The 25,900-nt window shown below is 71.7% G+C and carries 25 protein-coding genes; 6 read left to right on the top strand and 19 right to left on the bottom strand.

The annotated features are described in order from the left end of the window. Position 1: 1 nt before the first annotated feature. The 14 genes from ACYVIP_RS16700 to ACYVIP_RS16635 all read right to left on the bottom strand — a co-directional run bounded on the left by ACYVIP_RS16700 (position 2) and on the right by ACYVIP_RS16635 (position 14,748). Positions 2–1,156 (bottom strand): thiolase C-terminal domain-containing protein, encoded by a 1,155-nt coding sequence (locus ACYVIP_RS16700; protein WP_460397147.1) that lies wholly within the window; start codon positions 1,154–1,156, stop codon positions 2–4. Next, the gene (locus ACYVIP_RS16695) at positions 1,153–1,539 is read right to left on the bottom strand and encodes a Zn-ribbon domain-containing OB-fold protein (protein ID WP_460397145.1); all 387 of its coding nucleotides are present in this window, start codon (positions 1,537–1,539) and stop codon (positions 1,153–1,155) included. The genes ACYVIP_RS16700 and ACYVIP_RS16695 overlap by 4 nt, the downstream gene beginning before the upstream one ends. After that, complete coding sequence (locus ACYVIP_RS16690; RefSeq protein WP_460397143.1) at positions 1,536–3,083, bottom strand: AMP-binding protein; 1,548 nt, start codon at positions 3,081–3,083, stop codon at positions 1,536–1,538. The genes ACYVIP_RS16695 and ACYVIP_RS16690 overlap by 4 nt, the downstream gene beginning before the upstream one ends. Continuing rightward, positions 3,080–4,111, bottom strand: coding sequence for an acyl-CoA dehydrogenase family protein (locus ACYVIP_RS16685; RefSeq protein ID WP_460397141.1), 1,032 nt, complete (start codon positions 4,109–4,111; stop codon positions 3,080–3,082). Before ACYVIP_RS16685 ends, ACYVIP_RS16690 begins: the two co-directional genes overlap by 4 nt. Next, positions 4,108–5,298, bottom strand: coding sequence for an acyl-CoA dehydrogenase family protein (locus ACYVIP_RS16680; RefSeq protein WP_460397139.1), 1,191 nt, complete (start codon positions 5,296–5,298; stop codon positions 4,108–4,110). Before ACYVIP_RS16680 ends, ACYVIP_RS16685 begins: the two co-directional genes overlap by 4 nt. A 177-nt stretch (positions 5,299–5,475) precedes the next feature. Further along, a complete protein-coding gene (locus ACYVIP_RS16675; RefSeq protein WP_460397137.1) occupies positions 5,476–6,369 on the bottom strand; it encodes an LLM class flavin-dependent oxidoreductase in 894 nt (297 codons plus the stop codon). A 14-nt stretch (positions 6,370–6,383) separates the two neighbouring features. Continuing rightward, entirely contained in the window at positions 6,384–7,226 is an 843-nt protein-coding gene (locus ACYVIP_RS16670) for an LLM class flavin-dependent oxidoreductase (protein WP_460397135.1), read from the bottom strand. Further along, positions 7,214–8,392, bottom strand: a complete 1,179-nt coding sequence (locus tag ACYVIP_RS16665; RefSeq protein ID WP_460397133.1) for an ABC transporter substrate-binding protein — start codon at positions 8,390–8,392, stop codon at positions 7,214–7,216. Before ACYVIP_RS16665 ends, ACYVIP_RS16670 begins: the two co-directional genes overlap by 13 nt. Before the next feature lie 143 nt (positions 8,393–8,535). Beyond that, entirely contained in the window at positions 8,536–9,384 is an 849-nt protein-coding gene (locus tag ACYVIP_RS16660; RefSeq protein ID WP_460397131.1) for a MaoC family dehydratase, read from the bottom strand. A 32-nt stretch (positions 9,385–9,416) separates the two neighbouring features. Continuing rightward, positions 9,417–10,328 (bottom strand): hydroxymethylglutaryl-CoA lyase, encoded by a 912-nt coding sequence (locus ACYVIP_RS16655; protein WP_460397129.1) that lies wholly within the window; start codon positions 10,326–10,328, stop codon positions 9,417–9,419. Next, a complete protein-coding gene (locus tag ACYVIP_RS16650; RefSeq protein WP_460397127.1) occupies positions 10,328–11,419 on the bottom strand; it encodes an acyl-CoA dehydrogenase family protein in 1,092 nt (363 codons plus the stop codon). The genes ACYVIP_RS16655 and ACYVIP_RS16650 overlap by 1 nt, the downstream gene beginning before the upstream one ends. A gap of 79 nt (positions 11,420–11,498) precedes the next feature. Beyond that, positions 11,499–12,041 (bottom strand): TetR/AcrR family transcriptional regulator, encoded by a 543-nt coding sequence (locus ACYVIP_RS16645; protein ID WP_460397125.1) that lies wholly within the window; start codon positions 12,039–12,041, stop codon positions 11,499–11,501. A gap of 131 nt (positions 12,042–12,172) precedes the next feature. Beyond that, the gene (locus ACYVIP_RS16640; RefSeq protein ID WP_460397123.1) at positions 12,173–13,369 is read right to left on the bottom strand and encodes an acetyl-CoA acetyltransferase; all 1,197 of its coding nucleotides are present in this window, start codon (positions 13,367–13,369) and stop codon (positions 12,173–12,175) included. Continuing rightward, the gene (locus ACYVIP_RS16635; RefSeq protein WP_460397121.1) at positions 13,369–14,748 is read right to left on the bottom strand and encodes a hydroxymethylglutaryl-CoA synthase; all 1,380 of its coding nucleotides are present in this window, start codon (positions 14,746–14,748) and stop codon (positions 13,369–13,371) included. The genes ACYVIP_RS16640 and ACYVIP_RS16635 overlap by 1 nt, the downstream gene beginning before the upstream one ends. 127 nt (positions 14,749–14,875) lie before the next feature. Here ACYVIP_RS16635 and ACYVIP_RS16630 point away from each other — a divergent pair, with 127 nt between their 5' ends. From ACYVIP_RS16630 to ACYVIP_RS16615, 4 genes are read left to right on the top strand one after another with little or no spacing between them, the layout of a single operon-like run. Then, complete coding sequence (locus ACYVIP_RS16630; RefSeq protein ID WP_460397119.1) at positions 14,876–16,072, top strand: acyl-CoA dehydrogenase family protein; 1,197 nt, start codon at positions 14,876–14,878, stop codon at positions 16,070–16,072. Beyond that, on the top strand, positions 16,069–17,094 hold the full coding sequence (locus ACYVIP_RS16625; protein WP_460397117.1) for a TIGR03617 family F420-dependent LLM class oxidoreductase: 1,026 nt from the start codon (positions 16,069–16,071) through the stop codon (positions 17,092–17,094). The genes ACYVIP_RS16630 and ACYVIP_RS16625 overlap by 4 nt, the downstream gene beginning before the upstream one ends. 4 nt (positions 17,095–17,098) lie before the next feature. Next, positions 17,099–17,581 (top strand): nuclear transport factor 2 family protein, encoded by a 483-nt coding sequence (locus tag ACYVIP_RS16620; RefSeq protein ID WP_460397115.1) that lies wholly within the window; start codon positions 17,099–17,101, stop codon positions 17,579–17,581. Between the two features lie 55 nt (positions 17,582–17,636). Beyond that, on the top strand, positions 17,637–18,113 hold the full coding sequence (locus ACYVIP_RS16615) for a hypothetical protein (protein WP_460397113.1): 477 nt from the start codon (positions 17,637–17,639) through the stop codon (positions 18,111–18,113). A 6-nt stretch (positions 18,114–18,119) separates the two neighbouring features. On the opposite strand, the gene ACYVIP_RS16610 is transcribed toward ACYVIP_RS16615, so the two are convergent. Then, positions 18,120–19,049, bottom strand: coding sequence for an SDR family NAD(P)-dependent oxidoreductase (locus ACYVIP_RS16610; RefSeq protein ID WP_460397111.1), 930 nt, complete (start codon positions 19,047–19,049; stop codon positions 18,120–18,122). 99 nt (positions 19,050–19,148) lie between these two features. Between ACYVIP_RS16610 and ACYVIP_RS16605 the strand changes: the two genes are divergently transcribed. Further along, entirely contained in the window at positions 19,149–19,814 is a 666-nt protein-coding gene (locus ACYVIP_RS16605; protein ID WP_460397109.1) for a TetR family transcriptional regulator, read from the top strand. A gap of 216 nt (positions 19,815–20,030) precedes the next feature. On the opposite strand, the gene ACYVIP_RS16600 is transcribed toward ACYVIP_RS16605, so the two are convergent. Both ACYVIP_RS16600 and ACYVIP_RS16595 read right to left on the bottom strand, forming a co-directional pair. Beyond that, the gene (locus tag ACYVIP_RS16600) at positions 20,031–20,516 is read right to left on the bottom strand and encodes a DUF5980 family protein (RefSeq protein ID WP_460397107.1); all 486 of its coding nucleotides are present in this window, start codon (positions 20,514–20,516) and stop codon (positions 20,031–20,033) included. A gap of 62 nt (positions 20,517–20,578) precedes the next feature. Beyond that, the gene (locus ACYVIP_RS16595) at positions 20,579–20,860 is read right to left on the bottom strand and encodes a hypothetical protein (protein WP_460397259.1); all 282 of its coding nucleotides are present in this window, start codon (positions 20,858–20,860) and stop codon (positions 20,579–20,581) included. Between ACYVIP_RS16595 and ACYVIP_RS16590 the strand changes: the two genes are divergently transcribed. Next, on the top strand, positions 20,768–21,508 hold the full coding sequence (locus ACYVIP_RS16590; protein WP_460397253.1) for an alpha/beta fold hydrolase: 741 nt from the start codon (positions 20,768–20,770) through the stop codon (positions 21,506–21,508). The genes ACYVIP_RS16595 and ACYVIP_RS16590 overlap by 93 nt on opposite strands. 31 nt (positions 21,509–21,539) lie before the next feature. Here the strand turns inward: ACYVIP_RS16590 and ACYVIP_RS16585 are convergent, their stop codons facing one another. After that, entirely contained in the window at positions 21,540–22,109 is a 570-nt protein-coding gene (locus tag ACYVIP_RS16585) for an SMI1/KNR4 family protein (protein ID WP_460397105.1), read from the bottom strand. A 106-nt stretch (positions 22,110–22,215) separates the two neighbouring features. Next, a complete protein-coding gene (locus ACYVIP_RS16580) occupies positions 22,216–25,893 on the bottom strand; it encodes a S8 family peptidase (RefSeq protein WP_460397103.1) in 3,678 nt (1,225 codons plus the stop codon). Positions 25,894–25,900 lie beyond the last annotated feature (7 nt).

Genomic DNA, 25,900 nt, shown 5'->3' with positions numbered 1-25,900 from the left:
TTCAGAGGGTCGCCGCGCTGCCGAGCACGAGCGTGCCGGAGCTCATGAACATCCCGCCGACGCCGGTGCAGACGCTGACGTCGACACCGTCGACCTGCGCGGGGGCCACGCCGCGGACCTGGCGCACGGACTCCTGGATCGCGAACATGCCGTACATGCCGGTGTGGGTGTAGGACAGGCCGCCGCCGTTGGTGTTCAGCGGGAGTGCGCCGCCCGGCGCGGTGTTGCCCTCCGCGATGAACGCCGGCGCCTCACCGCGCCCGACGAACCCGAGATCCTCCAGGCCGTAGATCGGCACGTGCGCGAAGGCGTCGTAGATCATCAGGTGGTCGACCTCGGCGTGCGCGAGCCCGGACTGGGCGAACGCGCGCTCGCCGCCAATGCGGACGGCGCGCGAGGAGGTCAGGCTCGCCAGCCCGGAGACGACCGAGGACTCGCTGGACTCGCCCGCGCCGAGCACGTAGACGGGCGGGTTCGGCAGGTCCAGCGCCGCGGCCCGCCGCGCGGAGGTGAGCACGAGCGCGCCGCCGCCGTCGGTGACCAGGCAGCAGTGCAGCAGGTGCACCGGATCGGCGATGACCGGCGAGGCGAACACGTCCTCGACGGTGATCGGGTCGCGCAGCTTGGCGCGGGGGTTCAGCGCGGCCCACCGCCGCTGCACGACCGGGACCATCGCGAACTGCTCCCGGGTCATGCCGTAGTCGGCCATGTAGCGCCGCACGCCCATCGGGAACAGCGACGGCGCGCCTGCCGGTCCGTGCGGCAGTTCCAGCTGCGCCATGAACGACTGGGGCGCGGGCGCCCAGGGCACCATGCCGACCCGCGAGCGCCCCGACTCGCCGTGCGTCACGAGCACGGTCTCGCACAGCCCGGCGCTGATCGCGGCCATGGCGTGCCGCACGTGCAGCATGTACGAGCAGCCGCCGACGTTCGTGCCGTCCAGGTACTCCGGCACGATGCCCAGGTAGTCGGCGACGTCGACCGGCAGCTCCCCCGCCGAGGCGACCCCGTCGACGTCGGCCGGGGTTAGGCCGCAGTCGGCCAGCGCGTTGAGCGCGGCGTCGACGTGCAGTTGCAGGGCGGAGGCGCCCGGGATCTTGCCCAGCTCGGTGCTCTCCGCGGCACCGACGATCGCGATCGCGCCACGCAGGTTCATGTGACCACCTCGAAGCAGACGATCCGGCGCTCACCGCGCCGCTCGAAGGCGACCCGCACGGCGGTGTCGACCTCCAGCAGGTCCGGGTGGTCGGTGCGGACCACGCCGGTCAGGTGCGGGCCCTCCGCCAGGGCGACGACGCCCAGCGCGTAGGGCGCCTCGAAGCCGGGCGGGGCACGGTGGTTGACCACGAACGACAGCAGCACGCCGTGGCCATCGGCCGGGACCAGCTCCACCGAGCGCGCGCCGCAGCGGGGGCAGTTGCCGCGCGGGTAGAGGAAGAACGACGCGCAGGCCGTGCAGCGCGGCACCGTCAGCTCACCGGCGTCGATGCGGTCGAACCACTCCTGGGTGTCCGGGGTGGGCAGCGGAACGGGTTTCACGGGGTCCCTTCCGTGACGAGAGCGGGCAACAGGTGCTTGCGGAGCTTGCCGTTCGCCCCGCGTGGCAGCTCGGCGACAAGCTGGTAGCGGCGCGGCACCTTGTAGCGCGCGAGGCGATCCTGGAGGAACGGCGCCAGCTGGGCATCGACGTCGCCGGTGCCCAGCGGGGAGCCGGGCACGGCCTGGATCACCGCGCAGGGGACCTCGCCCCACTCCTGGTCGGGCAGGCCGATCACGCCGGCGTCCTGGATGTCGGGGTGCTCCAGTAGCGCCGCCTCGACCTCGGCGGGGTAGATGTTGACCCCGCCGCGCACGATCACCTCGGCCGTGCGGCCGAGCAGGTACAGGTAGCCGTCCTCGTCGAGCCGGCCGAGGTCCCCGACGGTGACGAAGTCGCCGACCCGACTGGCCATGGTCTTCGCGTCGTCCCCTCGGTAGGAGAAGGCGTGCGCGCCCATCCGGAGGTAGACCCTCCCGGTGCGTCCGGCCGGCACCGGCTCGCCGTCCGCGTCCAGGACGCGCACCTCGGCGCCGGGCTGGGGGCGGCCGACGCTGCCGGGGCGCGCCAGCCACTCGGCACTGGTGATCGCGGTGCCGGCCGCCTCGGTCGCGCCGTAGTACTCCCACACCACGGGCCCGAACCACGCGATGACCGCCCGCTTCACCGACTCCGGGCACGGACCGGCGCCATGCACGAGGTTGCGCATACTGGACACGTCATACGCCGCCCGGACCTCCTCGGGGAGGCGCAGCAGCCGGTGCAGCTGGGTCGGCACCAGGTGGGTCGTGGTGACGTGGTGCTCCTCGATCAGGCGGAGCACGTGCCCGGGGTCGAAGCGGTCCATCAGCACGACCGCGTGCCCGTAGTGCAGTGAGGTGACGGCCAGTCCGCTCACCGCGGTGTGGCTCAGCGGCGAGGTCACCAGGTGCACGCCGTCCTCCAGCGGCGTGATGCCGAACATGCCGAGCTGCCAGGCGGCCCCGGCGGCGAACACGTCGTCCGGATCGCCCTCCGGCAGCCGGCGCAGCACGCCCTTGGGCCTGCCGGTCGTGCCGGAGGTGTAGGCAAGGTAGGAGCCCGGCGACCGGTCGTCGACCGGTCCGGTCGGCAGCCCGGCGAGCGTGGCGGTGAGGTCACGCAGACCCGGCGCCGGGCCGAACGCGAACCGCCGGTCGGTGGTCAGGCCCACCGCGTCGGCGGCCGCGCGCACGGTGTCGGCGTGCGCGAGCGAGCACAGGAGCGCCACCGGGGCGGCGTCCCGCACGATGTGGCCGACCTCGGTCGGGGTCAACGCCGGGTTGACCGGGACGTAGTAGGCGCCGACCTGCTGGCAGGCGAGCACCAGCGCGATCGCCAACGACTCGTTGGCGACCACGCCCACGACGCGGTCCCCGCGTTCCAGGCCCAGCCCGCGCAGCACGCGGGCGGTCGCGTTGGCCATGGCCAGCAGCTCGCCTCGGGTCAGGCGGGTGCCGTCCGGTTCGACCACGGCCACGGCGTCGGGCGCGACCGCGGCCAAGCGCCAGAACCCCAGCTGGCTCATCCTCGGCGCTCCTCGGTGACGCGGGCCAGCAGCTCGCGCGCGAGGTCGCGGCGCAGCGCCGTCGTCGTGCCGTAGCACGCGGCCAGGCCCATCACCCGCTTGAGCCAGATGTGCAGGTGGTACTCCCAGGTGAAGCCGATCCCGCCGTGCAGTTGCAGTGCGTCGACGTTCGCCCTGGCGGCCGCGTCACCGGCGTAGGCCTTGGCGGCCGCGGCGCGGCGCGGTCCGTCCTGGTCGTCGACGGCGTCGAAGGCGGACAGTGCCGCGGCGGTGGCCATGTCGACCATGACCGCGAGATCGGCGGCCTTGTGCTTCACGGCCTGGAAGGAACCGACCGGCCGGCCGAACTGCTCGCGGACGGCGACGTACTCGACGGTCAGCTCGAGCAGCCGCTGGGCGGCGCCCGCGAGCAGGCAGGCGGCGCCGGCCATGGCGAGCGACCGCGTCCTGGCGAGGACAGCGCTGTCCTGCCCGAGAAATGTGCCCCCGCCGGCGGGCGTGACCCGCGCGAGGGGCCGCAACGGGTCCAGGGAGGGCACCGGAACGACCGCGAACTCCTCGCGGAGGTGGGCCAGGACCGTGCCGTCGGCGGCGAGGTCCAGCAGTAGGTCGGCGTCGGCGGCGTACGGGAGGAACGGCGTCAGCTCGCCGAGGCGAACGACGGCGATCGCGTCCCCTTCGGCGATCCTGCGCAGCCACGTGTCGGCCACCGGACCGGGCAGGGCGCCCAGGACGGACGTGGCGAGCACCGCCGTCTCCAGGAACGGCTCGGGAACCGCGTGCCGGCCGAGGCTGTGCAGCACGCCCGACAGGTGGGCCGGCGACAGTCCCGCGCCACCGTGCTCCTCGGCGACGAGCGCGGAGACCAGGCCGGTCTCGGTCAGCCGGCCCCAGAGCCCGGCGGTGTGGGCCGTGCCGTCGTCGAGCCGGGCACGGAGATGATCGAGCCCGCAGTGGCGGCCCAGGATGTCGTCGGTCAGCTCCACGAGCCGGCGCCGGTCCTGGTCGAGGGTGTCCTTGGCGGTCATCGTCGCGGCTCCATGGGCAGGCCGAGCACCCGCTCGCTGATGATGTTGCGCTGGATCTCGTTCGTGCCGCCGAAGATCATCGCGGCCCTGGCGTACCAGTAGCGGTGGTGCCAGCGCGACCACGCCCGCAGCGTGGCGGGGTCGGCGCCCGGCAGTGAGCCCGGGTCGCCGACGACGGCCCCGTCCGCGGCGAGCAACCGGATGCCGGTGTCGAAGATGTCGTGCTGCAGCTGGGTCCAGAAGACCTTGTTGATGCTGGCGGTGCTGTCGAGCTCGCCGCCGGCCTCGGCCCGCGCGGCCAGCCGGTAGACGTTGGCCCGGTAGACCTCGGCCTGCACGAGGACCCGGCCAAGCTCGTCGAGCGCGTGCGTGTCCTCGGCGAGGCCGCGGGCGTCGACGAGTGCGGCCAGGTCGGCGACGTCGCCGGCGAACTTGGCGTGGTCGCCGAACACGGCGCCGCGCTCGAAGCCGAGGGTCGACATCGCCACCGCCCAGCCGCGGTCGACCTCGCCGACGACGTTCTCGACCGGGACCCGGACGTCGGTGAAGAAGACCTCCGCGAAGCCGCGGGTGCCGTCGACCATCGTCAGCGGCCGGACCTCGACCCCCGGCGAGCGCAGGTCAATGCACAGGAACGTGATGCCGTCGTGTTTGCGTCGGCGGCCGGCGTCGGGGTCGGTGCGCACCAGCGCGAAGATCCAGTCGGCGAAGCCGCCCATCGAGATCCAGATCTTCTGGCCGTTGACGACGAAGTGGTCGCCGTCGCGCTCCGCACGGGTCCGCAGCGAGGCGAGGTCGGACCCGGAGCCGGGCTCGCTGAAGCCCTGGCACCAGATCGTGTGGCAGGCCAGCAGGTCGGGGATCCAGCGGGCGCGCTGCTCGGGTGTGCCCCACTGCATCAGCACCGGTCCCAGCAGGTAGAGGCCGCCCATGTTGATCCGTTCCGGCGCACCGGCGCGGTAGTACTCCTCGGCGAACGCGATCGACCGGCGCAGGCCGGCGTCGCGGCCGCCGTACTCACTCGGCCAGTCGACGGCCGCGTACCCGCCGGCGAACAGCCGGCCCTCCCAGGCGCGGTGCAGGTCGAAGCCCGCCTGCTCGGTCCACGACGGCAGCGGCTCGGCGGGCACGTTCGCCGCGAGCCAGGCCCGGACCTCCGCACGAAAGTCCTCGACGTCAACACTCATTGTCCCGCCTCCCCGGAATTAACTGTCCCGCCTCCCCGGAATTCACTGTGTTGGTCACGTTGGAGAAGGAGAGTCCTGTTTGGTCACGTACCTGTGGCTGGCTTGCGTCACGTTCCCCTGAGGTGCGGTTGGGGAGCACTCGGCCTGATCTCGATTCCGAGGCTTGCACCGGGCTGCTCATGCGGCCAGCCGCAGGGTGTCGGAGACCGCCTGCATGGTGTCGGCGTAGTCGTGGGTGCCCATCCGCAGTGAGAGGTTGACGCCGTCGGCCCCGAGGTCCAGGTATCGCTCGACGACGGACGGCAGGGCGGCCAGTTCGCCGGTGAAGCGGAGCCCGACGATCACGTGCTGCGCGGACCGGTCCCGCCCGGCCGCCGCGAGCGCGTCGCGGTAGGTCGTGTGGTGCTCGGTGAACTGGGACGGGGTGAGATTCCAGGGGTACCACCCGGTCCCGATCGTGGCGGCCCGGCGCAGCGCGGCCGGCGAGTGCCCGCCGACGAGCATCCTGGGCATCGGCGTGGGGTCCGCCGGGTAGATGCCGTCCGGGTCGGCCCACAGCCTGGTGAGCTCGGCGATCCCCTCCCCGCAGCGGCGGCCGCGAGTGGTGAAATCGGTCTGGCAGGCCGCGAACTCCTCAGCCGACCAGCCGACGCCGACGCCGAGATCGACCCGGCCGTCGGTGAGCGCGGCCACGGTCATCAGGTCCCTGGTGAGCAGCCGGGGGTTGCGCAGCGGCAGCAGCAGCACCGAGCTGCCGACCCGCAGCCGGGTGGTGGCCGCGCAGACCTCCACGGCGGCCTGGAGCACGTCGAGCAGCCCCTGGTCCTCGGCGGCCTCCACCCTGGCCGTGCCGTCGACGGTCCTGTTGTGGCGCTCGACCTTCTCCGGGTCGGTCGCGGACGGCGCCTCGGGGTAGGGATAGGCCGAGGTGTACTCGTCGAAGAACACGATGTGCTCGGGCAGCCAGATGCCGGTGAAGCCCAGCTCCTCGGCCGTGCGGCCGAACCGGGCCATGAAGTCCGGGTTCCGCTCGGCGCTGCCGTCGAACAGGTCGACCAGACCGATCTGCACGCGGGGCTCCTCTCTCAGGTGAACGCCGCGATGGCGCCGATCTCGTCGTCGGTTGGCAGGTGGTCGAGGACGGCGACCAGCTCGTCTACCCGGACCGGGAGCGCGGCGACCGCCTCCCTGGCCGCCGGCAGGTCGGCGACGGGCACACACCAGGTCCGCCGCACGCCCTCGGCGGACGCGCCGAGCACGGTGGTGAGCACCGCCACCGAGTCGACCAACTCGGCACTGTCGGCCTGCCAGGCCAACCAGCCAGACGGTGCGCCGTGGGCGGTGACGTACCTGTCCAGGACCTCGGTCGTGGTCGCGCGCAGGTGGGTGGCGGGCACCCGGTCGCCCACCGGCTTCGGCAGCGCGATCGCGCCGGTGAACGCGACGTGCTCGCCGAGGTAGGACGCGCGCCGCTGGGTCCACAGCGCGTGCATGGCGCCGAGATTGTCCAGGGCACGCCCGACGTGGTCGCCGCTGTCCCGGAACGGATCGGCCAGGACGGCGGGCGGGCCGGCGAGGTCGAGCCCCAGTTCCAGCCGCCCGTCGCCGAACCAGTCGATGCTGGCGAGCTGCTTGGCGCGGACCGCGGCACCGCGCAGGGACAGCAGCTCGCCGGCGAGGCCGAGCCGGATCCGGCTGGTCGCCCCGGCCACGCGCTGCAACCCCAGCGCCGGGTCGTGTGCCCGGCAGGCGGCGGCCTCGCGGTCGCCGCCTGCCCACCACGAGGCGAGTCCCACCTGTTCGGCGGTCGCGGCGGCGCGCGCGATCGCGGTGCCGAGCGTCTCCGCTCCGGTCGTCCGGAAGCCGCAGGCGATGCCGAGGTCCATCGACGTCCCTCCCCCGCCCGCGGCGGGTGTCAGCCCGTCCATTCCACGAGCGTGCCGTCCGCGTCGCGCTCCAGGTACGAGCCAGGGGCGTTCAGGCTCGCCTGCCCGCCCTCGTAGGCGAGTTCGCCGTAGACCGTGTCCTGCGAGCTGATCTTCTCCAGAGCCGCCGCGACCTTCGCCGGGTCCTTGTCGCCTGCCTGCTTGATCGCCTCGGCCATCAGCCACATGGCGGTGTAGCCCTGCGCCCCGTACATGTCGGGATCCTTGCCGTACTCGGCCTTGTAGTCCGTGACGAAGGACGTGGCGAGCTCGTTCTCGGTGAAGCCGGCCTGGAAGGGCACGGCGAACAGGGCGCCGGCGAGGCCGCCGCCGGAGGACTTGAACAGCTCCGCGCTGTCGGCGCCGTAGCTGGTCAGGATGCGCTTGTCGTAGTCGCGTTCGCGCAGCGACTTCGCCAGCAGCGCGGCGGGGGTGCCGAGCATGCTGGCCACCACCGCGTCCGGGTCCACCGACTGGATCTCGGTCGCGGCCTGGGTGTAGTTGGTGTCGGCCGACGCGGTGTTGATCGTGCGGACCACATCCACGCCGTTGCGCTCCAGCGCGGCCTGCCAGACCTTGGCGTCCCCGACCATGCCGTCGTTGTCGGCGGTGACCACCAGGACGACGGTCCTGATGTCCTCGGCGGGCACGACGGTGTCGACGAACTGGTCGTAGATGCCGCCCGGCGCCGCGGGCAGGACCACCGGGCGGTAGACGTAGGGCGGCTCGGCGAGGCCGTCGAGGATCGCGGAGGTGACGATCGCGGGGACCTTGCTCTGCTTGATCATCGGGGCGAGCGCACCCGCCTCCGAGGACAGCCCGCAGCACAGGACCCCGGACGCGCCGTCCGCGGCGTACTGCCGGTAGAGCGCGATGGCCTGTGCCGGATCGCCCTTGATGTCATCGATCTTGAGGTTGATCGTCCTGCCGTCGCCGAGGTAGCCGGTGTCGTTGATCTCCTTGACCGCGAGCTTGGCGCCCTCGGTGATCGGTACGCCCGCGAAGGCGGCCGGCCCGGACGTGAGGGCGGGAAAGCCGACGAGGTACTCGGTGTCGCCGCCGGCGCCCGCGTCGCCGCAGCCGGAGATGGCGATGAGCGCCGCCGTGGTGACCGCCGCGGCGCCCGTGCGGATCCGGCGCCGCTGCCGGTGGGTGGTGAGTCGAGACACGCGCGTCTCCTTCTGGCCAACGGTTCAAGCAAGCGCTTGAACCAAGTGAAGCAAGTGCTTGATATTAGGCACAGTGATGCCAGTCACGCAATGGCCGGCGGCCGCATATCCGCATTTCCGCCCGGGTCGGTGACAGACGGGAATCAGGCGTGCAGCACGAACCGGCCGCGGTCGAGCACCGGGTCACCGGTGGTGGTCAGCACCTGGAAGAGCCCGTCGTCGCCCGCGCGCCACACGACCAGGCGCAGACGGTCACCGGGGAGAACGGGCCGGGTGAAGCGGCCGCCCATGGACCGCAACCCGGTCACGTCGCCGCCGGCGAGCTGGTTGACCAGCAGGCGGGCGACGTAGCCGTAGGTGCACATGCCGTGCAGGATCGGGCGCGGGAAACCACCGCGGACCGCGAACACCGGATCGGCGTGCAACGGGTTGCGGTCCCCGGTCAGGCGGTAGAGCAGCGCCTGGTCCGGTCTGCTGGCGAAGTCGACCACGAGGTCCGGTGTCCGCTCGGGCGCGGTCCAGACCGGGCTAGGCCCGCGCTCGCCCCCGAAGCCGCCCGCCCCGCCGAAGAACGCGCCGAGGCGGCCGCGCATCAGCCGGCGCCCGGTCGCCGCGTCGACCAGCTCCGACTCGGTCCACATGACCGCGTGCGGGTCCTTGTCCCAGATCTCGGTCACGGTCGTCCGGACGTGCGCCGTGCCGGCCGCCGGGAGTGGGCCGTACACCTCGAACTCCTGCTCGGCGTGCACCGCCCGCGTCGGGTCGAAGTCGCCGACGTCCGGCAGGCCCTCGGCCAGGCCGAGGACCACCGCGAAGGTCGGGATCACCTGTTGGGCGACGCCTTCGCTGTTCTCCGTCGTGTAGGCCAGCTCGCCGAGCGGGTCGTCCTGGCCGGCGCCGACGGCCAGGGCGTAGAGCAGCGAGTCCTTGTCGGTCCAGGTCACCGTGTGCGGTCCGGTGACCAGGCCGACCCGGGTCGGGTCGAGGGGCATGGGGTTCCTCCTGGAGGTTCGCTTGGCCGGGATCAGCTGGCCAGGCGGGTGCGCGGCCCGGCCTTGAGCAGCCGGGACGGCAGTTCGCGGCCGACGAGGCGCTGCGCGAGCGCGGCGACGTCGAGCAGGCGGTCCAGGTCGACCCCGGTCTCCACGCCGAGCTCCGCGAGCAGGTACACCGCCTCCTCGGTCGCGATGTTCCCGCTCGCGCCGGGCGCGTACGGGCAGCCGCCGAGGCCGCCGACGCTGGCGTCGAACCGCCACACGCCCAGCTCCAGGCCGGCCACGAGGTTCGCCATGCCCGTGCCCCGGGTGTCGTGCAGGTGCAGGGCAGGCGGCTCGCCGCCATCCAGCTCGCGGAACCGGCCGACGAGCCGGCGGACCCTGGGCGGGGAACCCATGCCCGTGGTGTCGCCGAAGCAGATGCTGTCCGCGCCGTCGCGCCGGGCTCTGGCGGCGTAGGACGCGACGACGTCCTCGGCGATCTCCCCCTCGTAGGGGCAGCCGAACGCGGTCGCGACGATCACCTGGCACCGCGCCCCGGACGCGTGGGCCAGGTCGATGACCTCGGCGATGGCCTCCAGCGACTCCCGCGGGGTGCGGTTGAGGTTGCGCAGGTTGTGGGTGGTCGAGGCCGAGACGACGACCTCGATGTCGCGGAAGCCGGCGTCGAGTGCCCGGCGGGCGCCGACCAGGTTGGGCACCAGCGCCGAGTAGCGCACGTCGTCGCGGCGGCGCACCGCCGACCACACCTCGGCGGCGTCGGCCATCTGCGGGATCGCCTTCGGGTGCACGTAGGAGACGGTCTCGATCTCGGTCAGCCCGGTCGTCCCGAGCGCGTCGACCAGCGCCACCTTCCCGGCCGTCGGCACGGGCGGCTCGTTCTGCAGGCCGTCGCGGGGGCCGACCTCTCGCAGCACGACCCGGGTGGGCACGTCGCTCATCAGAAACCCCGTTCCTCGGCGACCAGCACCCGATGGGCGGTCGGCGTCCCGTAGAGCGCGCGGGCGGTCGTCACCCGCCGGAAGTGGTGGGAGATCTCGTGTTCCCAGGTGAACCCGATGCCACCGTGGACCTGGACCGCCTCGCGCAGCACGACCATCGCGGCGTCCCCGGCCAGGACCTTGGCCGCCGACACGGCGAAGCGCCAGTCGTCGGCCCCGCTCGCGGCGGCGGCCACCGCGGCCAGCACGGCGCTGGTCGCGGTCTCCAGCTCGACGTACATGTCGACGAGCTTGTGCTTGACGCTCTGGAAGGACGCGACCGAGCGGCCGAACTGCCTGCGGTCGATGGCGTAGTCGCGGGCGAGCCGGAAGGCCCGGTCGGCGGCGGCCAGGGCGTCCACCGCGGTGAGCAGCGCGCCGGTCAGCCAGGCGTCGTGCACGGCGGCCGCGGTCGGCGCTCCCCCGGTGAAGCGCACCGCCGGGGCGGCGTCCAGGTCGAGCAGGGCGAGGCCGTGCCCGGGGTCGACCGCGTCCATGGCCGTGACGCGCACCCCCGGCGCTGTCGCGTCGACCAGCACCAGGTCGAGCGCGCCACCGGCACCGGACGCCGTGACCAGGAACGCGTCGGCGTGGGTCCCGCTGTCGACGAACGTCTTGCACCCGGTGACCGTGAGCGTGGCGCTCTCGCCGGCCAGCTGGGCCGCCGCGTCCAGGGCGGCGCCGGCCCCGTCCTCGTGCAGGGCGGGGACGACGACCCGCCCCTCGGCGAGTGCCCGGCGCAGGCCGGTGGCGTCGGTGGGATCGACCAGGCGCAGCAGGGTCACCGCGACACCGGACGCCGCGACCAGCGGACCGGTCCAGCCACATCGCGAGGCCTCGGCCACGGCGGCGGCAAGCTCGGTGAGCGTCGCCCCCTGACCACCGTGTTCGTCCTCGACGAGCAGGCCGGCGGCGCCGACCTCCTCGACCAGGCCGGTCCACAGCTCGGGCAGCTCGGCACCGATCAGGCGGCTCACCGCCACCGGGCCGCGCTGGTCCATGAACCGGGCGAACACCGGCGACAGCTCTGCGCTGAGCACCAGACCAGCCATGACCTTCTCCTCCCGCGCGGTAGATCAAGCGCTTGCTATTCAGCGCTGACAACAAGGCGCCGCCGAGGCACTCCTCCTGTCAGGCCGTGCGGATCCCGGTGAGCAGGATCGCGGTCTGCACCTCGATGACCCGGTCGATGCCGACCCGGCCACGCGGGTTGAACCAGCGGATGACCGCCTGGATCGCGCCCATGATGGTTCGGTAGATCATCCGGGCGTCGATGTCGCCGCGGAGCACGCCCGCGTCGATGCCCCGCTGGATCGTCTCCAGCCACACCTTCTCGACCTGGTGCTGGCGCTCGGCGATGCCCGCCATCGGCCCGACGTAGTGCCAGTCGTTCTGCAGGATCGTGACGTGCTGCCGGTTCTCGACCAGGCCGCGCAGGGCGCACGCGACGAGCTGCTCCAGCGCGTCGACGGGGCCCTGCGCCTCGGCCACCGCCGCGTCGTAGCCGCGGATGATGGCGTCGAGGTACTCGACGAGCACCTCCTCGACCATCGCCTCCTTGGACTGGAAGTAGTAGTAGAGACTTCCCGAGAGCATGTCGGCCTCGTCGGCGATGTCACGCACGGTGGCCGCGGCGAAGCCCTTCTCCGCGAACACCTTCGCCGCGGCACGCATGATCAGCTCCTTGCGAGCCACGCCCGTGGGAGAGCCGGTCGAGCGGCGACGGGTACTACTCACGCTGCGCTGCCTTCCTGTAACCGGTCCAAATGCTCGGCCACCCTAACGGAACGTGCGTCGTCGAACGGTCACCGCGGATCAGGCCGGCTGCCGGAGACGATGGTCACCGCGCTGACGAGATCGCCGGGGCTGCCGCCCTGGTTCTGCACGAGCCCGAACCGAGGGTCGGCGACCTGACGCTCACCGGCCTCCCCGCGGAACTGCAACCACATCTCGTAGATCATCCGCAGCCCGCTCGCGCCGATCGGGTGACCGAAGCTCTTCAGCCCACCGTCGATGTTCACCGGCAGCGCGCCGTCGCGGTCGTAGCGGCCGGACAGGACGTCCTGCCATGCCCTGCCGCGCGCGGAGAAACCCAGCTCCTCCATCAGGACCAGCTCGGTCGGCGTGAAGCAGTCGTGCACCTCGGCCAGCGAGATCTGGGTGGCCGGGTCGGTGATCCCGGCCTGCGCGTACGCCGTCCGCGCCGACACCGCCGCCTCGGCGAGGTCGGAGTAGTCGTAGTCGCTGTCGTGGCGTCCGGTGCCCGAGCCGGCGTCGAGCGCCAGGGCGTGCACGTAGAGCGGTGTGTCGGTGTACTTCAGCGCGTCGTCGGCGCGGACGATCACGGCTGCGGCCGCCCCGTCGGCGACCCCGGAACAGTCGAAGACGCTGAGCCGGCCGGCGAGGGTGGGCGCGGCGGCGATGGTCTCCTTCGGCACCTCCCTGCGGAACTGCGCGCGCGGGTTCCTGGCGCCGTTGCCGTGGTTCTTCCAGGCGATGTGGGTCATCGCCTCCTTGATCCGCTCCTCCGGCACGCCGTAGCGGCGGGCGTAGGCGGGCACGATCATCGAGTACATCGCGGGTGCGCTGAGCACCGGCGGCGTGCCGTCGCCCGGCACGCTTGGCATCTCCAGGCCGGAGTAGCCCGCGTCCTTGAGCTTCTCCCCGCCGACCGCCATCACCACGTCGTAGGCGCCGGAGGAGACGGCGTAGCAGGCGTTGCGGAAGGCCTCCGAGCCCGTCGCGCACATGTTCTCGACCCGGGTCACCGGCTTGTGCGCGATGTTGAGCGGGCGGGTGAGGGTCAGCCCGGAGACCCCGGAGATCATCGAGCCGAGCCAGAACGCGTCGACGTCACCGACACCGATACCGCCGGCCGAGCCGAGCGCGCCGTGCGTCGCCTCGACGAGCAGGTCGTCGACGTCGCGGTCCCACAGCTCACCGAACTTCGTGCAGGCCATGCCGACCACGGCCACCGGCGTCGTGAGGGCGTGCGATCCCATCAGTCCTCCCCCAGGTGCGGGCGCACCTTCCACACGTAGTTCCGGACCCCGTTGCCCGCCACGCTCGCCAGCCGGAACGTCGGGGTCACCCGGTCGCCGATGGCGAGCTCGCGACCGACGGCGTCGGTCATCTCGCACTCGAACCGGCCGCCCCCGTCGAAGTCGACCGCGACCACATGGGCCGGGAGCTGGACCGACTCCGAGAGCCAGTCGTCGGTGAACGTCGCGATCCGGCCGGGTACGTCGACCATCGAGACCGGCTCGAAGCCATCGGTGGCCGAGCAGCGCAGGCAGACCCGGCGCGGCGGCAGGTTGCGGTACCCGCAGGAGCCGCAGCGCGCGGCCACGAAGCCGAACTTCCAGGCGGCGGTCCGGCGCGCGGCCGGCGGGACGGGCGGCTTGACCTCCGGGCGCCGGGCGGGCTCGCGCGGCAGCAGCCCACGCCAGGTGAGGAAGTCGCCGTAGGACACGGGTTGTCCGGCGGGTGCGTCCGCCAGCCCGCTGCGCGCGCTGGTCGCGTGCTTCTCGGTCACCCGGAAGACGAAGGCGTCGGCGCCGTCGGTGGCCGTCACCGCCAGGACCACGTCGCCGGGGGACGCGGCGTCCAGCGCGAGCGCCAGGCCGACCGCGAGGTCGGCGGCGCCGGCGTAGCCGAGGCCCGCCGCGTCGACGGCGGACAGTTGCACCGCCTCGAAACCGCGCCGCGCGATGGCCCTGGCGCGGGCGTGCGGCGTGCTGATGACGATGTGGTCGACCTGCTCACGCTTGAGCTCGCAGCGGCCCAGGACGTCGTCGACGATCCGCTCGACGAGGGGGACGTAGGCCTCCACGCCGAAGCGTTCCTCCCAGGTCCGGGTGCGGGCCTCCCCCGGGATCCGCCACCGGTCGAGGAACTCGCTGGTCAGGGAGGCCGAGCCGATCAGCTCGGCGACCGGGTCGGCACCGATGACGAGCGCGGCGGCGGCGTCGGCCCCGTCGGCCTCGTCGGCCGAACCGGGCAGGCCGTAGCGGAGGTCGCTCGCGACGACGACGGCGGCACCCGCCGACAGGCCGGCGCGCAGCGCGCCCGCGCCGCCGCGCAGGGCGCCGGACAGGTCGTAGGCGGCCACGTCCTCGGCGAGCCCGGCGGCGGCCGCGACGGTGGCCGCGTTCGACTTCTCCAGGTAGGCGGGCCGCGTGGTGGCGAACCACAGGCTGTCGAGACCGCCGGCCCCGCGCAGCGCGGCACGGGCGGCCGCCACGCCCATGGTGGTGGCGTCCTCGTCATACGACGCGACGGGGCGCGCCCCCTTTCCCCGCCCGCCGAGGACGCTGGCCACGTCGGCGCGGTCCAGGCGCGGCACGGGCAGGTACACGGCGTAGGACTCGATGCCGACCACGACACCTCCTTCAACCCCGGCTCCAGAACTTTAAATCAAGCACTTGCTTTGCTACTTTAGGGACGCCGCCCCATCGAACGCAACAGTGGGCCGGGGCGAGAAGCGCGATCGGAGGACGATGTCGACCGTGAGTGAGCGGGATTTCCGGCAGCGCGTCACCGAGGTGATCAGCACCTTCGCCCCACGACCAGCCCCACGACGGGCCGCCGCCGGAAACGCCTGGGGCGAGGGCGACGACCGGGTCTCGGTCGTCGCCGAGCGCTCCGCTGGCGAGACCGAGGAGATCGCGCGGCTGCGGCGCTACCGCGCCCACCTCGACGACCACGGGCTGTCCTGGGTCGAGGGCCCGGCGACCTACGGCGGCGCCGGCCTGACCACCCGGCACGCGGACCTGTTGCGCGCCGTCGAGGCGGAGCACGAACTGCCCGACGACGCCTATCTCCGCTTCAGCGCCGCCACGCTCTGCCCGACCCTGCTCGAACACGGCACCGAGGAACAGAAGACCGGGCTGCTGCGCCGGCTGCGGACCGGCGAGGTCATCGCCTGCCAGCTCTACAGCGAGCCCGGCGCCGGGTCGGACCTCGCGGGCCTGTCCACGCGCGCCGAGCGTGCCGGCGACGGCTGGCGGCTGACTGGCCAGAAGGTCTGGAGCTCGGGCGCCCACTACAGCGACCTCGGTCTCTGCATCGCGCGCACCGACCCGGCCAAGCCCAAGCACGCCGGCCTGACCACGTTCCTCGTCGACCTCCGCGCACCGGGGGTGGAGATCCGGCCGATCCGCCAGCTCACCGGCGGGGCGTCGTTCGACGAGGTGTTCCTCACCGACGTGCACGTCCCCGACGCGGCGCGCGTCGGCGAGGTCGACGGCGGCTGGCGGGTGGTGATGACCTCGCTGCTGCACGAGCGCTCCGCCATCGGCCGCGAGGTCGGCGTCGACGCCGCCATGGTCGACCGGCTCGTCGACCTCGCGCGCCACGTGCGGGCACCGGTCGACGCCCGCACCCGCGACCAGCTCGCCGACGTCGTGGTGCGGGCGTGGGCCGCGCGGCTGACCACCGCCCGGTTGCTCGACGGCGGCGGCACCCCCGGCCCCGAGCTGGCCATGACCAAGCTCCTCACGACCGACCTGTTGCGCCAGCTGAGCGACCTCGCCGCCGATGTCCTCGGCGCCGGGCACGTCGCCGACACCGGCGCGTGGGGCACCTACGCCTGGTCCGAGCTCACCCTCGGCCTGCCCGGCCTGCGCGTCGGCGGCGGCACCGACGAGATCCTCAAGAACGCCATCGGCGAACGGGTTCTCCACCTACCGAAGGACGCCCGATGAAGATCGACATGGGCATGATCGGCTCCTCGGCCGCCGGCTGCGGCCCGATCGCGGCCGACGCCGAGACCCAGGGGTTCGACCGCGTCTGGGCGAGCGAGAGCGTCACCGACGCCTTCCTCCAGTCCCAGGCCGCCCTGCTGGCCACCGAGCGGATGTCGGTCGGTACGGCGATCGCGGTCGCCTTCGCCCGCAACCCGATGTCGGTCGCCTACCTCGCCTGGGACCTCGCCGCCATGTCCGGCGGGCGCTTCACGCTCGGCCTCGGCAGCCAGATCCAGGCGCACATCGAGCGCCGCTTCTCCATGGACTGGAGTTCGCCGGTCGACCGGATGCGCGACTTCCTGCTGGCGCTGGACGCCATCTTCACCGCGTGGCGCGACGGCACCCGCCTGGACCACCGCGGCGAGCACTACCAACACACGCTGATGACGCCGGTGTTCACCCCCCACCACCACACCCACCGGATCCCGACGATGATCGCCGCGGTCGGCGCCAGGATGACCGAGCTCGGCGGCGAGCTGTGCGACGGCCTGCTCCTGCACGGCATGACCACCAGGGCCTACCTCGACCAGGTCACGCTGCCCGCCGTCGATCGCGGCCTCGCGGCGTCCGGTCGCGCCCGGGACGCCCTGGAGCTGTACGTGCCGCTGTTCCTCGTGATGGGCGACACCGAGGCGCAGCTCGCCGAGGCCGCCCGGCAGACGCGGGAGCAGATCGCGTTCTACGCCTCGACCCCCGCCTACGCGAAGGTGCTGGCCAGCGTGGGCTACGAGAACCTCCAGCCCGAGCTGCGCGGCCTGTCCCGCGAAGGCAGGTGGGCCGAGATGGGCGACCTGGTCGACGACCGGCTCTTCCACGAGATCGCGCTCGTCGGCACCCCGGAGGAGATGCCGGCCCGGTGCCAGGAGCGGTTCGGCGGCCGGATCGACCGGGTGTCGTCCTACTTCGGCTGGCCGACCGAGGACCCCGACCGACTCCGCGCCATCCTCGCCGCCTTCGCCGCACCGACAACCCCGAGGTGATCCCGTGAACCGACTTTCCGCCGAGGACCTGGTTGCCCGTGCCGAGATCAACGACACGCTGCACGCCTACAGCCGTGGCGTGGACCGGTGCGACATCGACCTGCTGGCCGACCTGTTCACCGAGGACGCGACGTTCGACTACGGACACGGCAACATCACCGCGGGCCGGGACGCGCTGCGCGGCCTGTTCGCGGCCGCCACCGGGCGGTACACCGCGACCAGCCACCACGTGTCGACGGTCAGCTTCCTGCACGTGAGCGCGGGCACCGCGCGGACCATCGCCTACGTGTACGCCTTCCACGACAACGCCGAGCAGGACCGCCACCTGCACGTGTGGGGCTGCTACGAGGACACCCTCGTCGACGAGGGCGACCGCTGGCGGATCAGCGCCCGCAAGGTCCGGGTCGCGGGCACCAGGACGACCAGGTCCGAGCAACTCCCCGACCGGTTCCAACGCCACGACCGCGCCGGTGGGCTCCCGCGCTGACCTGCTTGAGTTTCGAGTCGTTCTCGAGTTGACCGGCCAATGGTGGCGAGGTTCGATGCCGCTGAAACAGTGGGAGCATTTTATGCGAAAGAGATCCGTCCTGTCCGTGATGTTTGTCGCAGCGTCCTTGTTCCTGGCCGGGCCGGCCGTCGCACAGGCACAGGTGGAATGCGGCACCACGAAGGAACAGTGGGTCGGCACCTTCGACGGCGAAGCCATCACATATGGTGTTCAGCACGCGCCGATGAATATCGAGGTCATCCAGAATGACGCGGGCGCTCTTCAGGTGACGACCGAACTCGATGGCACGGTTTATCCCACTTCCGGCGGGTACCTCGCGGAAGAGCGAATGTCCTGGCTTATCAGGTATGCCGAAGGCTCATTTGTACCCTGGACCAGCTTTCAGACCGGACGTGGGGAAGTGACCTGTTCCGGCGGTGTCGTCACAGATTTCACCGGATACGGCTACAGCTACATCACCGGATATGGCGTGGTGTGGACTGAAGATTTCGAACTCGGCAGAGTCGGCTAGTCAGGGTCAGTGGTTTCCCGTTCCCCCTACGGCTCGCCGTAGGGGGAACGGCACGCCGGTGAGCTCCTCGGAGACGGTCCACAGGCGCTGCTGGGCGGCCTGGTCGTGAGAGTCGGGGCTGGAGGTCACCAGCTTCGGATAGCCTCGGACCTCCCCTCGGTTGCCGGGGCCGTAGTACTGCCCGCCGGCGACGGCCGGGTCGGTGGCGGCGCGCAGGGTGGGCAGGGCGCCCATATCGGCCTTCTGGGTGAGCAGCGGCGCGAGCCAGCTGAGGGGCAGGCGGAGCGCGGCGGGCGTGTTGCGGGCGAGTTCGGTGTTGGACACGCCGGGGTGGGCGGCGACCGCGACCGTGGTGCCGTGCGCCGCGAGCCTGCGCTGTAGTGCGTAGGTGAACATCAGGTTGGCGAGCTTGGCCTGGCCGTAGGCGGCGACCCGGCTGTACGAGCGCTCCCACTGCAGGTCGTCGAAGTGGATGGCGGCCCGGATGCGGTGGCCGGTGCTGCTGACGGTCACGACGCGGGAGCCCGCGACGGGCAGCAGCCGGTCCAGCAGCAGGCCGGTCAGGGCGAAGTGGCCGAGGTGGTTGGTGCCGAACTGCAGCTCGAAGCCGTCGGCGGTGGTCTGCCGCGGCGTGTACATCACGCCCGCGTTGTTGATGAGGAGGTCGATGCGCGGGTGGGCGGCGCGCAGGTCGGCCGCCGCGGACCGGATCGAGTCCAGCGAGGCCAGGTCGAGGGCCTGGACGGTGACGTCACCGGCGATGCGGGCCGCCGCCTGTCTGCCCTTCTCGACGTCGCGGACGGCCAGGACCACCGCCGCCCCGCGTGCGGCGAGCATCCGGGCGGTCTCGAAACCCAGCCCGGTGTTGGCGCCGGTCACGATCGCCACCCGGCCGTGCTGGTCGGGGATGTGCTGCTCGGTCCAGTTGCCACTCATGACGTACTCCTAAGGAACCATCGGTCTGTTATAGCACCAACATAAGAGACCACCGGTCTACTGTCAAGGGACCGGCGGTCTCTAAGCTAGGGTGATGGCGTGACCTTCCAGCGGGCGCGCAGCGAGGAGCAGCGGGAGATCCGCCGCCGGGCGATCCTGGACACGGCGGCGGCGATGCTCGACGAGATGCCGGTGGCCGAGGTGAGCCTCAACGAGCTCAGCCGGCGGGTTGGCCTGGCCAAGTCGAACGTCCTGCGCTATTTCGAGTCACGCGAGGCGGTGTTGCTCGAACTGCTGGACGACTTCCTGGGGAACTGGCTCGCCGAACTGGCCGATGAGCTGGCCGAGGGCATCGAGGCGCACGCGGCACCGGACGTGCGAGCGGGCCAACTGGCCGAGGTCCTCAGCCAGTCACTGGCGAACCGGGTGGTGCTCTGCGACCTGTTCGGCGCGCAGGGCGGCGTCCTGGAGCACAACGTCTCGGTCGAGGTGGTCAAGCGGCACAAGCGGTCCTCGCTCACCAGGCTCGCGGCCATGTCCGAGCTCCTGTGCCGCCACGTGCCGGAGCTCGGCGCGGGCGCGCAGCTGTTCTGCCTGATGAGCCTGGTCTCGGCGGGCGCCCTGTCGGCCTACGTCCCGCCGCCACCCAGCCTGCTCGCCGCCTACGCGGACGAGCCCGCCCTCGGCGTGCTCAACCTGGATCTGCGGGACGGGCTGCGGATGTCCTTCACCTCGACGCTCCTTGGCCTCCTGCCCCGCGCCTGAACGCCAGGAGGAACTCCCGGTTCAGTCGGGCGATACTGGCGAACGGTATTCCCTGATGCCGTCACCCGTTATCTCGCCGACACCGCCAACCTCCCCCGAGGCACCCGCTCCCTGCTGAAACACGACGAGCCGGGGTGAACCGCGTGCCCCGGCTGGGTGAGTCCGCCTTGAGGCAACCTGCCGGCGGCTCCGAAACCCGCCGGCAGGTGCTCGGCCTCATCTGCTGGACATGCAGTCCACCCAGTCGTCGGTCGATATGACGATCTCGACCGGCTCGGTCTGAGTCACCGTTCCGTCCGAGGCCCAGATCTCCGCGTTGTACGTACCGACCGGGTTGTTCGTGTGGACCGCGACCTGGATGAACCCGTTCACGAGAATGGCCCCGTCAGGCTGAGGGTAGTTGGATCCGGGCGGGATGTGGTAGCTCGTACCAGTCGATCCCGAAGGGAGATTTCGAATCCCGTAGTCGACGTTCGTCGACCAGGTTCCCTTGACCACAAGAAGGAAATACGAGTGGGTAAATCCGGAACCGGGATTGGTGCACATCCGCTGTGGGTCGCCCGGGTGATGAATCTCCCAGGTCGGGCCTGCCGATCGCGCGCTCACGTCGGCCGACGCGTAGGCCGACGAACCGGCCAGGGTCAACACAAGCGCCGAGACAAGACCGGCCACCAATGTGCCGGCCCGAAAAGATGATCTCATGGAACCCTCTCCTTGGACTGTCGTGGCCCGCCATGACCCGAATCCAAGTTACCGAGCGAATCTCAGAGGTTACTGAGATCGATGTCCGGCCGCGGGTAGCCGCTACCGTGCCCCCCATGTTGGACACGCACGAACGATTCGTCGCCTCCGGGCCGCTGCGGATCTGGACCGAGCGGATCGGGGACCCAGCGCTGCCCGCCGTTCTGATGATCATGGGATCGGCCGCTCAGGGTGTCAGTTGCCCTGATGCGCTGGTTGGTCGGCTTGTTGAGCGTGGGGTTCAGGTGATCCGGTTCGATCATCGGGACACCGGTCGGTCCAGCTCCGTCGACTTCGACGCTCATCCGTACACGATCGGAGACATGGCTCGCGACTGCCTTGCTGTGCTGGACGGTTATGGGCTGGATTCCGCTCATCTGGCCGGGACCTCCCTTGGCGGCATGATCGCGCAGTGGGTGGGGGTGCACGCGCCGGAACGGGTCCGGTCCCTGACGGTGATGTCCAGCTCGCCGATGGGTCATGATCCGCGTCCCGCGTTGGCACGGGCGCGCGCCGGGGAACCGGCCGACCCGGATGATCTGCCGCCGCCGGCGCCGGCGTTCCTCGCGCATCAGGCCGCCGGGCTGACGCCGGGTGTGGAGGCCGACGTGGCCTTGTTCCGGGTCTTCAACGGGCCGGGCCGGCCGTTCGACGAGCAGGCCGCCCGGGCGATGCTGGAGCTGGCGCTGGCGCGGGCTACCGACCCGACGGCCGCGGCCAACCATTTCCGGGCCGTGTGGATGGACGCCCCCGACCTGCTCGCCCCGCTGTCGTCGATCACCGCGCCGACCGCGATCGTGCATGGCGACCAGGATCCGGTCTATCCGCTTGGTCACGGTGCGGCGCTGGCTGCCGCGATTCCGGGCGCGGTACTGCGTGTCGTGCCCGGGATGGGCCATGTCATGACGTCACCCGGCCTACCCGAGGAGGTCGCCGACCTGATCCACCTGTGACCCGCCATCCGGGGCAGGCGGTCACCCACATCTAGACCCAGGTGAGTACGCCGTCCTCGATCACGTCTGGCTCGTAGCCGGATCCTGGGGTGTGCAGGCGGCCGGCGACGTCCTCGAGCATGGCGGCGACAGTGGTCCACCGGGTGGGGTGGTGGCCATCTTCGGCCATCAGGCTGAGGATCACGCCGTGCCGAGGACCATCGCGGAGGTCAACGAGCAGGACGTCGCCGCCGAGGTCGCGACAGATCGGGACGGTGGCGGTGCAGAACCCGAATCCGGCTTCACCAGCGGCGCGGTGAGTTCCGTCGGAGCGGCAGCAGTCGGGGTCGGTATAGCGTGACCAGCGCTGGTATTCGTCACGCACGGCGGCGACCGGCAGCGGCTGGTAGACCGCTGGGATGAGGAATCCGGCGCGGTAGTCGTCCATTCCGTCGGCCAGCCGCCACCAGGCGATGAGATCGTCTGGCAGGTCGCGGCCGATCGCGGCCCGCGTTTCGGCGATGTCGTCCTCGGACGCGGGTGCGCGGACGGCGCTGGCGGTAGTGGGTGCCTGGTCGCCGAGCCATGTGGTGATCGACGACCAAGCCGTCTGCACAGTCATGTCGTGGACAGTAGGTGGTCCAGGACGCGAACTCCGACCTCGCCCCGACGGTCGAGCTCCGAGCCGCGGCGGCACCCGGATGGATGCCGCCGCGGCCTTTGCTCACTCAGCCGATCTGGTAGGCGCGGATGATCGTCTGCGCCTGCCGGTTTCCGTCCACATCGGACGTGGTGGAACGCAGCGAGACGTAACCACTCTTCGGATGACGCGCGGTCACCTTCCAGTGGTCGCGGTCGCGGCCGACGTCGGCCTTCCGCCAGGTCTTCCCGTCGTCGTAGGACACGTCCACCGCCAGCGAGGCGATCCTGCCCGCCCCGTCCTGACGCTCCACATAGGCCGGGAACGAGAACCCGCGGTTGCCGGGCGCGCGGTTGCGCACGTCGACCGCCGGGTCGAAGCGGGTGGTCAGCATCGGCAGCGCCTTGCCGTCACCGGCCGCCGACGAGCGGAAGGTCCACTCCGAAGTGACCACTGTGGACAGTGGCCACGCGGCATCGGACTGCCGTGCCTCGGCCACCACCCGGTACGCCGAGTCCGCGTCCGGCACCCGGTACTCGACGAAGCCCGTCACCGGGCCAGTGCCGAGTTCGGTGCCGTCCCGGTAGACGGTGAGCTCGCCGGTGGCGGAGGTCCACGGGTCGGCCATCCGTGGCCTGCCCGCCGCGTCGCCGTACATCGGCACCTTGACATTGAGCAGGCCGTCGTGGCGCCACGACCACGGATGAAGCTCCTCGGTCGTGAAGTTCTTCGTGGTGCCGCGCAGCGACGGCCCGGCCACCGCCTTGTTCCAGGCGATCCTGGTCGGCGGCGCGCCCGCCTCGAGCGTCACGGTGTCGCTCAGGATGGCCGGGCCGGTGGACCAGTCCAGGCTCCACTCGGCCGGGGTGAAGTACTCCAGCCGTTCCTGCTGGGCGGCCGTCCGCGCGAACCACCCGGTACCGACATAGCGGCCGAACAGCTTGCCGAACGCGACGTAGCCCACCTGGTTCGGCGCGTTGTCGTGGTAGGCCGCGCGCATGACCGCCAGGTCCTCGGTCCTCGGCCGGTACGTGACCGGCGCGGTGACCTGCCGCGCCACGCCGTGGATCAGCTCGTAGCGCAGGTCCGTGGTCGCCCGGCTCGCGTACCGGACCTCCGTCTCGCCGCGCCTGACCAGCTCCGCCAACCGGTCCACCGTGCCGTTGCCGTCGCCGTAGAAGGTGGGCACCGGCTCACTCTCGACCGGGTCACCCGGCAGCGGGTCGACGACCCCCTCGTCGATGAACCGGAACATGGCCAGCTTGCCGCCCGCCTCGGCGATGTTGACCCCGCGGCGCAGCCACTCCTCCCGACCGACGTACGGGTCGAACTCGACCACCACCAGCTTGCCGGTGACGTCGACCTTCGCGAGGTCCTCCCTGGTGCCCGAACCGCCGTGGACCGCGGTGAGCGTGGCCTCCTCGGTCGGCGGAATGCCGAACAGCGCCTGAAGCTTGACGTCGAACGGTTCTTCGTCGTCGGCCACCAGCTCCAGGTCCGACTCGGTCGCCCGGCGACCGTGCGCCAGCGCGTAGCCGTCGGATACCGTGCCCGGCAGGGTCGCCGCGTACATCGGCTCGAACCGCGAATCGCCGTCGACGACGAGCGCGTACATGCAGTCGCAGTTCTCCTGCCTGGCCATGGAGTAGAGCGCGTGCGTTCCGCCCCGCGCGTCCGGGTTGTCCGGCTCGGCCGTGACCGGCTGGCCGATCCGGGCGTCGAAGGTCTGCGTGACGTCCCGGTCGAGGTTCAGCTCCGGATGGGTGATCACCGTGAACGACGATTCCTGGCCCGGCGCCGCGGTCTCGATGACGGCGTCCACGACGTACCGCCCGCGAGGCAGGGACACCGTCTCGCCCGAGGGGACGAAGTAGCTGTCGCCGCTGTCCAGGTTCATGGCGTAGGCCACCGACCGGCTGTCCACCGTGGGTGCGTCGCCGTTGCGGTCCAGCAGGGTCGGCGTGAACGAGTGCCGCTGTTCCTGCTGGTACACCGAGATCGCCGTCCGGGTCTGGACCGTACCGGCACTGGCGACGAGCACGCCGGAGTAGGTCCCGGTCCGGTCCTGCCCGGTGACAAGCACCTCAACCGACACGCTGCCCCCCGCGGGCACGGTCACGCTGTCCTCAGCGAGCGTGACCAGGCCCGCCGGAGCCCCCTCGCCCTGCTCGTCGACCAGCTCGGCGCGCAGCGCCAGGGTGACCGGCGCGTCGCCGGAGTTGGTCCAGGTGACCGTCCTGCGCTCCTGCGAGCCGACGTTGGGCCACGGCAGGTACGCCGACACCGCTGCGGTGGCGACGACCGGCGTCGCGGTCGCGCGGTCCACGTCGAGACGGCCCGTGCCGACCTCGTACACGCCGGCGTCGGCCACCTCGTGCGCGCTGCTGACCAGAGCCGACTTCAGTGCGGGCCCAGACCAGTCCGGGTGCTGCTGGGCCAGGATCGCCGCCGCGCCCGCCACATGCGGCGTCGCCATCGAAGTGCCGTCGAGCTGCTGGTAGGCCTCGCCGACCGGCTCACCCAGCGGCGGCACCCCCGCCGGCCTGGCCGCCACGATGGCCCCACCCGGCGCACTGATCTCCGGCTTGGCCGCCCCGTCCCCGAGCCGAGGACCGCGACTGGAAAACCCGCTCGGCTCATCGCTCTTGGACACACTGCCAACAGCGAGCGCGTCGTCCGCCGTCGCCGGCGAGCTGACCGTCCGCTCACCTCCATAGTTACCGGCGGCGATCACGAACAGCGTCCCGTACTCCCGGCTAAGCATGTTCACCGCGACCGACGCCGGGTCCTGGCCATCGGTCGGTTCGCTGCCCAGGCTCATGCTGACGACCTTCGCACCGGACTCGGCCGCCGCCCACTGCATCCCGGCCAGCACACCGTCGTCGGTGCCCCAGCCACTGTCGTCGAGCACCTTGCCGACCGCGAGCGACACATCCGGCGCCACCCCGCGATAACTCCCATCCGACGCCGCCCCGGTCCCAGTGATGATCGACGCGACATGCGTGCCGTGCCCGTGCCCGTCCTCAACCCCACCGGAACCGGTGAAGTCCTTACTCACCACGGCCTTGCCGGCCAGGTCCGGGTGGTCGGAGTCGATCCCGGTGTCCAACACCGCGACCCGCACCCCCGCCCCGGTCAGCCCGCGCTCCCACGCGGCCGGCGCGCCGACCTGCGGCACACTCTGGTCCAGAGTGGCCCGAACCCGCTTGTTCAGCCAGACCTTGCGCACCCCGGCGACAGTCCCGTCGGTCAGCTCGCCGTAGAAGTCCGCTGTGCTGCCCTTCTTCTGGTCCAGCGCCGTCAGGTTGAGCTTCGGCAGTACCCGGCGCACCGAGGCACCCGCCGGCACCTCGGCACCGGCCCTGGCGCGGGCGTTCGCGTACTCGACCAGCAGCGGCACCGACTCGGTGTGCGCGTCGTCGTAGCGCTGCCGGATCAGCCCGGTGACGTTGAACAGCTCACGGTCCAGCCGCCCCTCGGCCACCAGCCGGGCCGCGTCGCCGGGCAGCACGTACCGGTCGCCGTCGTGCCAGTAGTCCTGGAACGGCACCGCGTGGGCGCGTTGCGCCGGTTCGACCCGCAGCGGCGCCGCCGGGTCACTCCCCCACAGCTCCACCCGGTCCCCGCTGACCAGCGTGACCGAGACCGGCTCGCCTCGGCCAGCGCCGGCACTCGGCTGGGCCACGGCCCCCGGCGCCACATTCGCCACCACACTGGCGGCCAGCGCGACCACCATCCCACCACGCCACATTCTTCGTCGGTGCACCACATCT

This window comes from Actinophytocola sediminis (genome assembly GCF_054779715.1).
The sequence above is the reverse complement of the archived record's forward strand: the minus strand, read 5'-3'. Positions and strand labels throughout refer to the sequence as shown.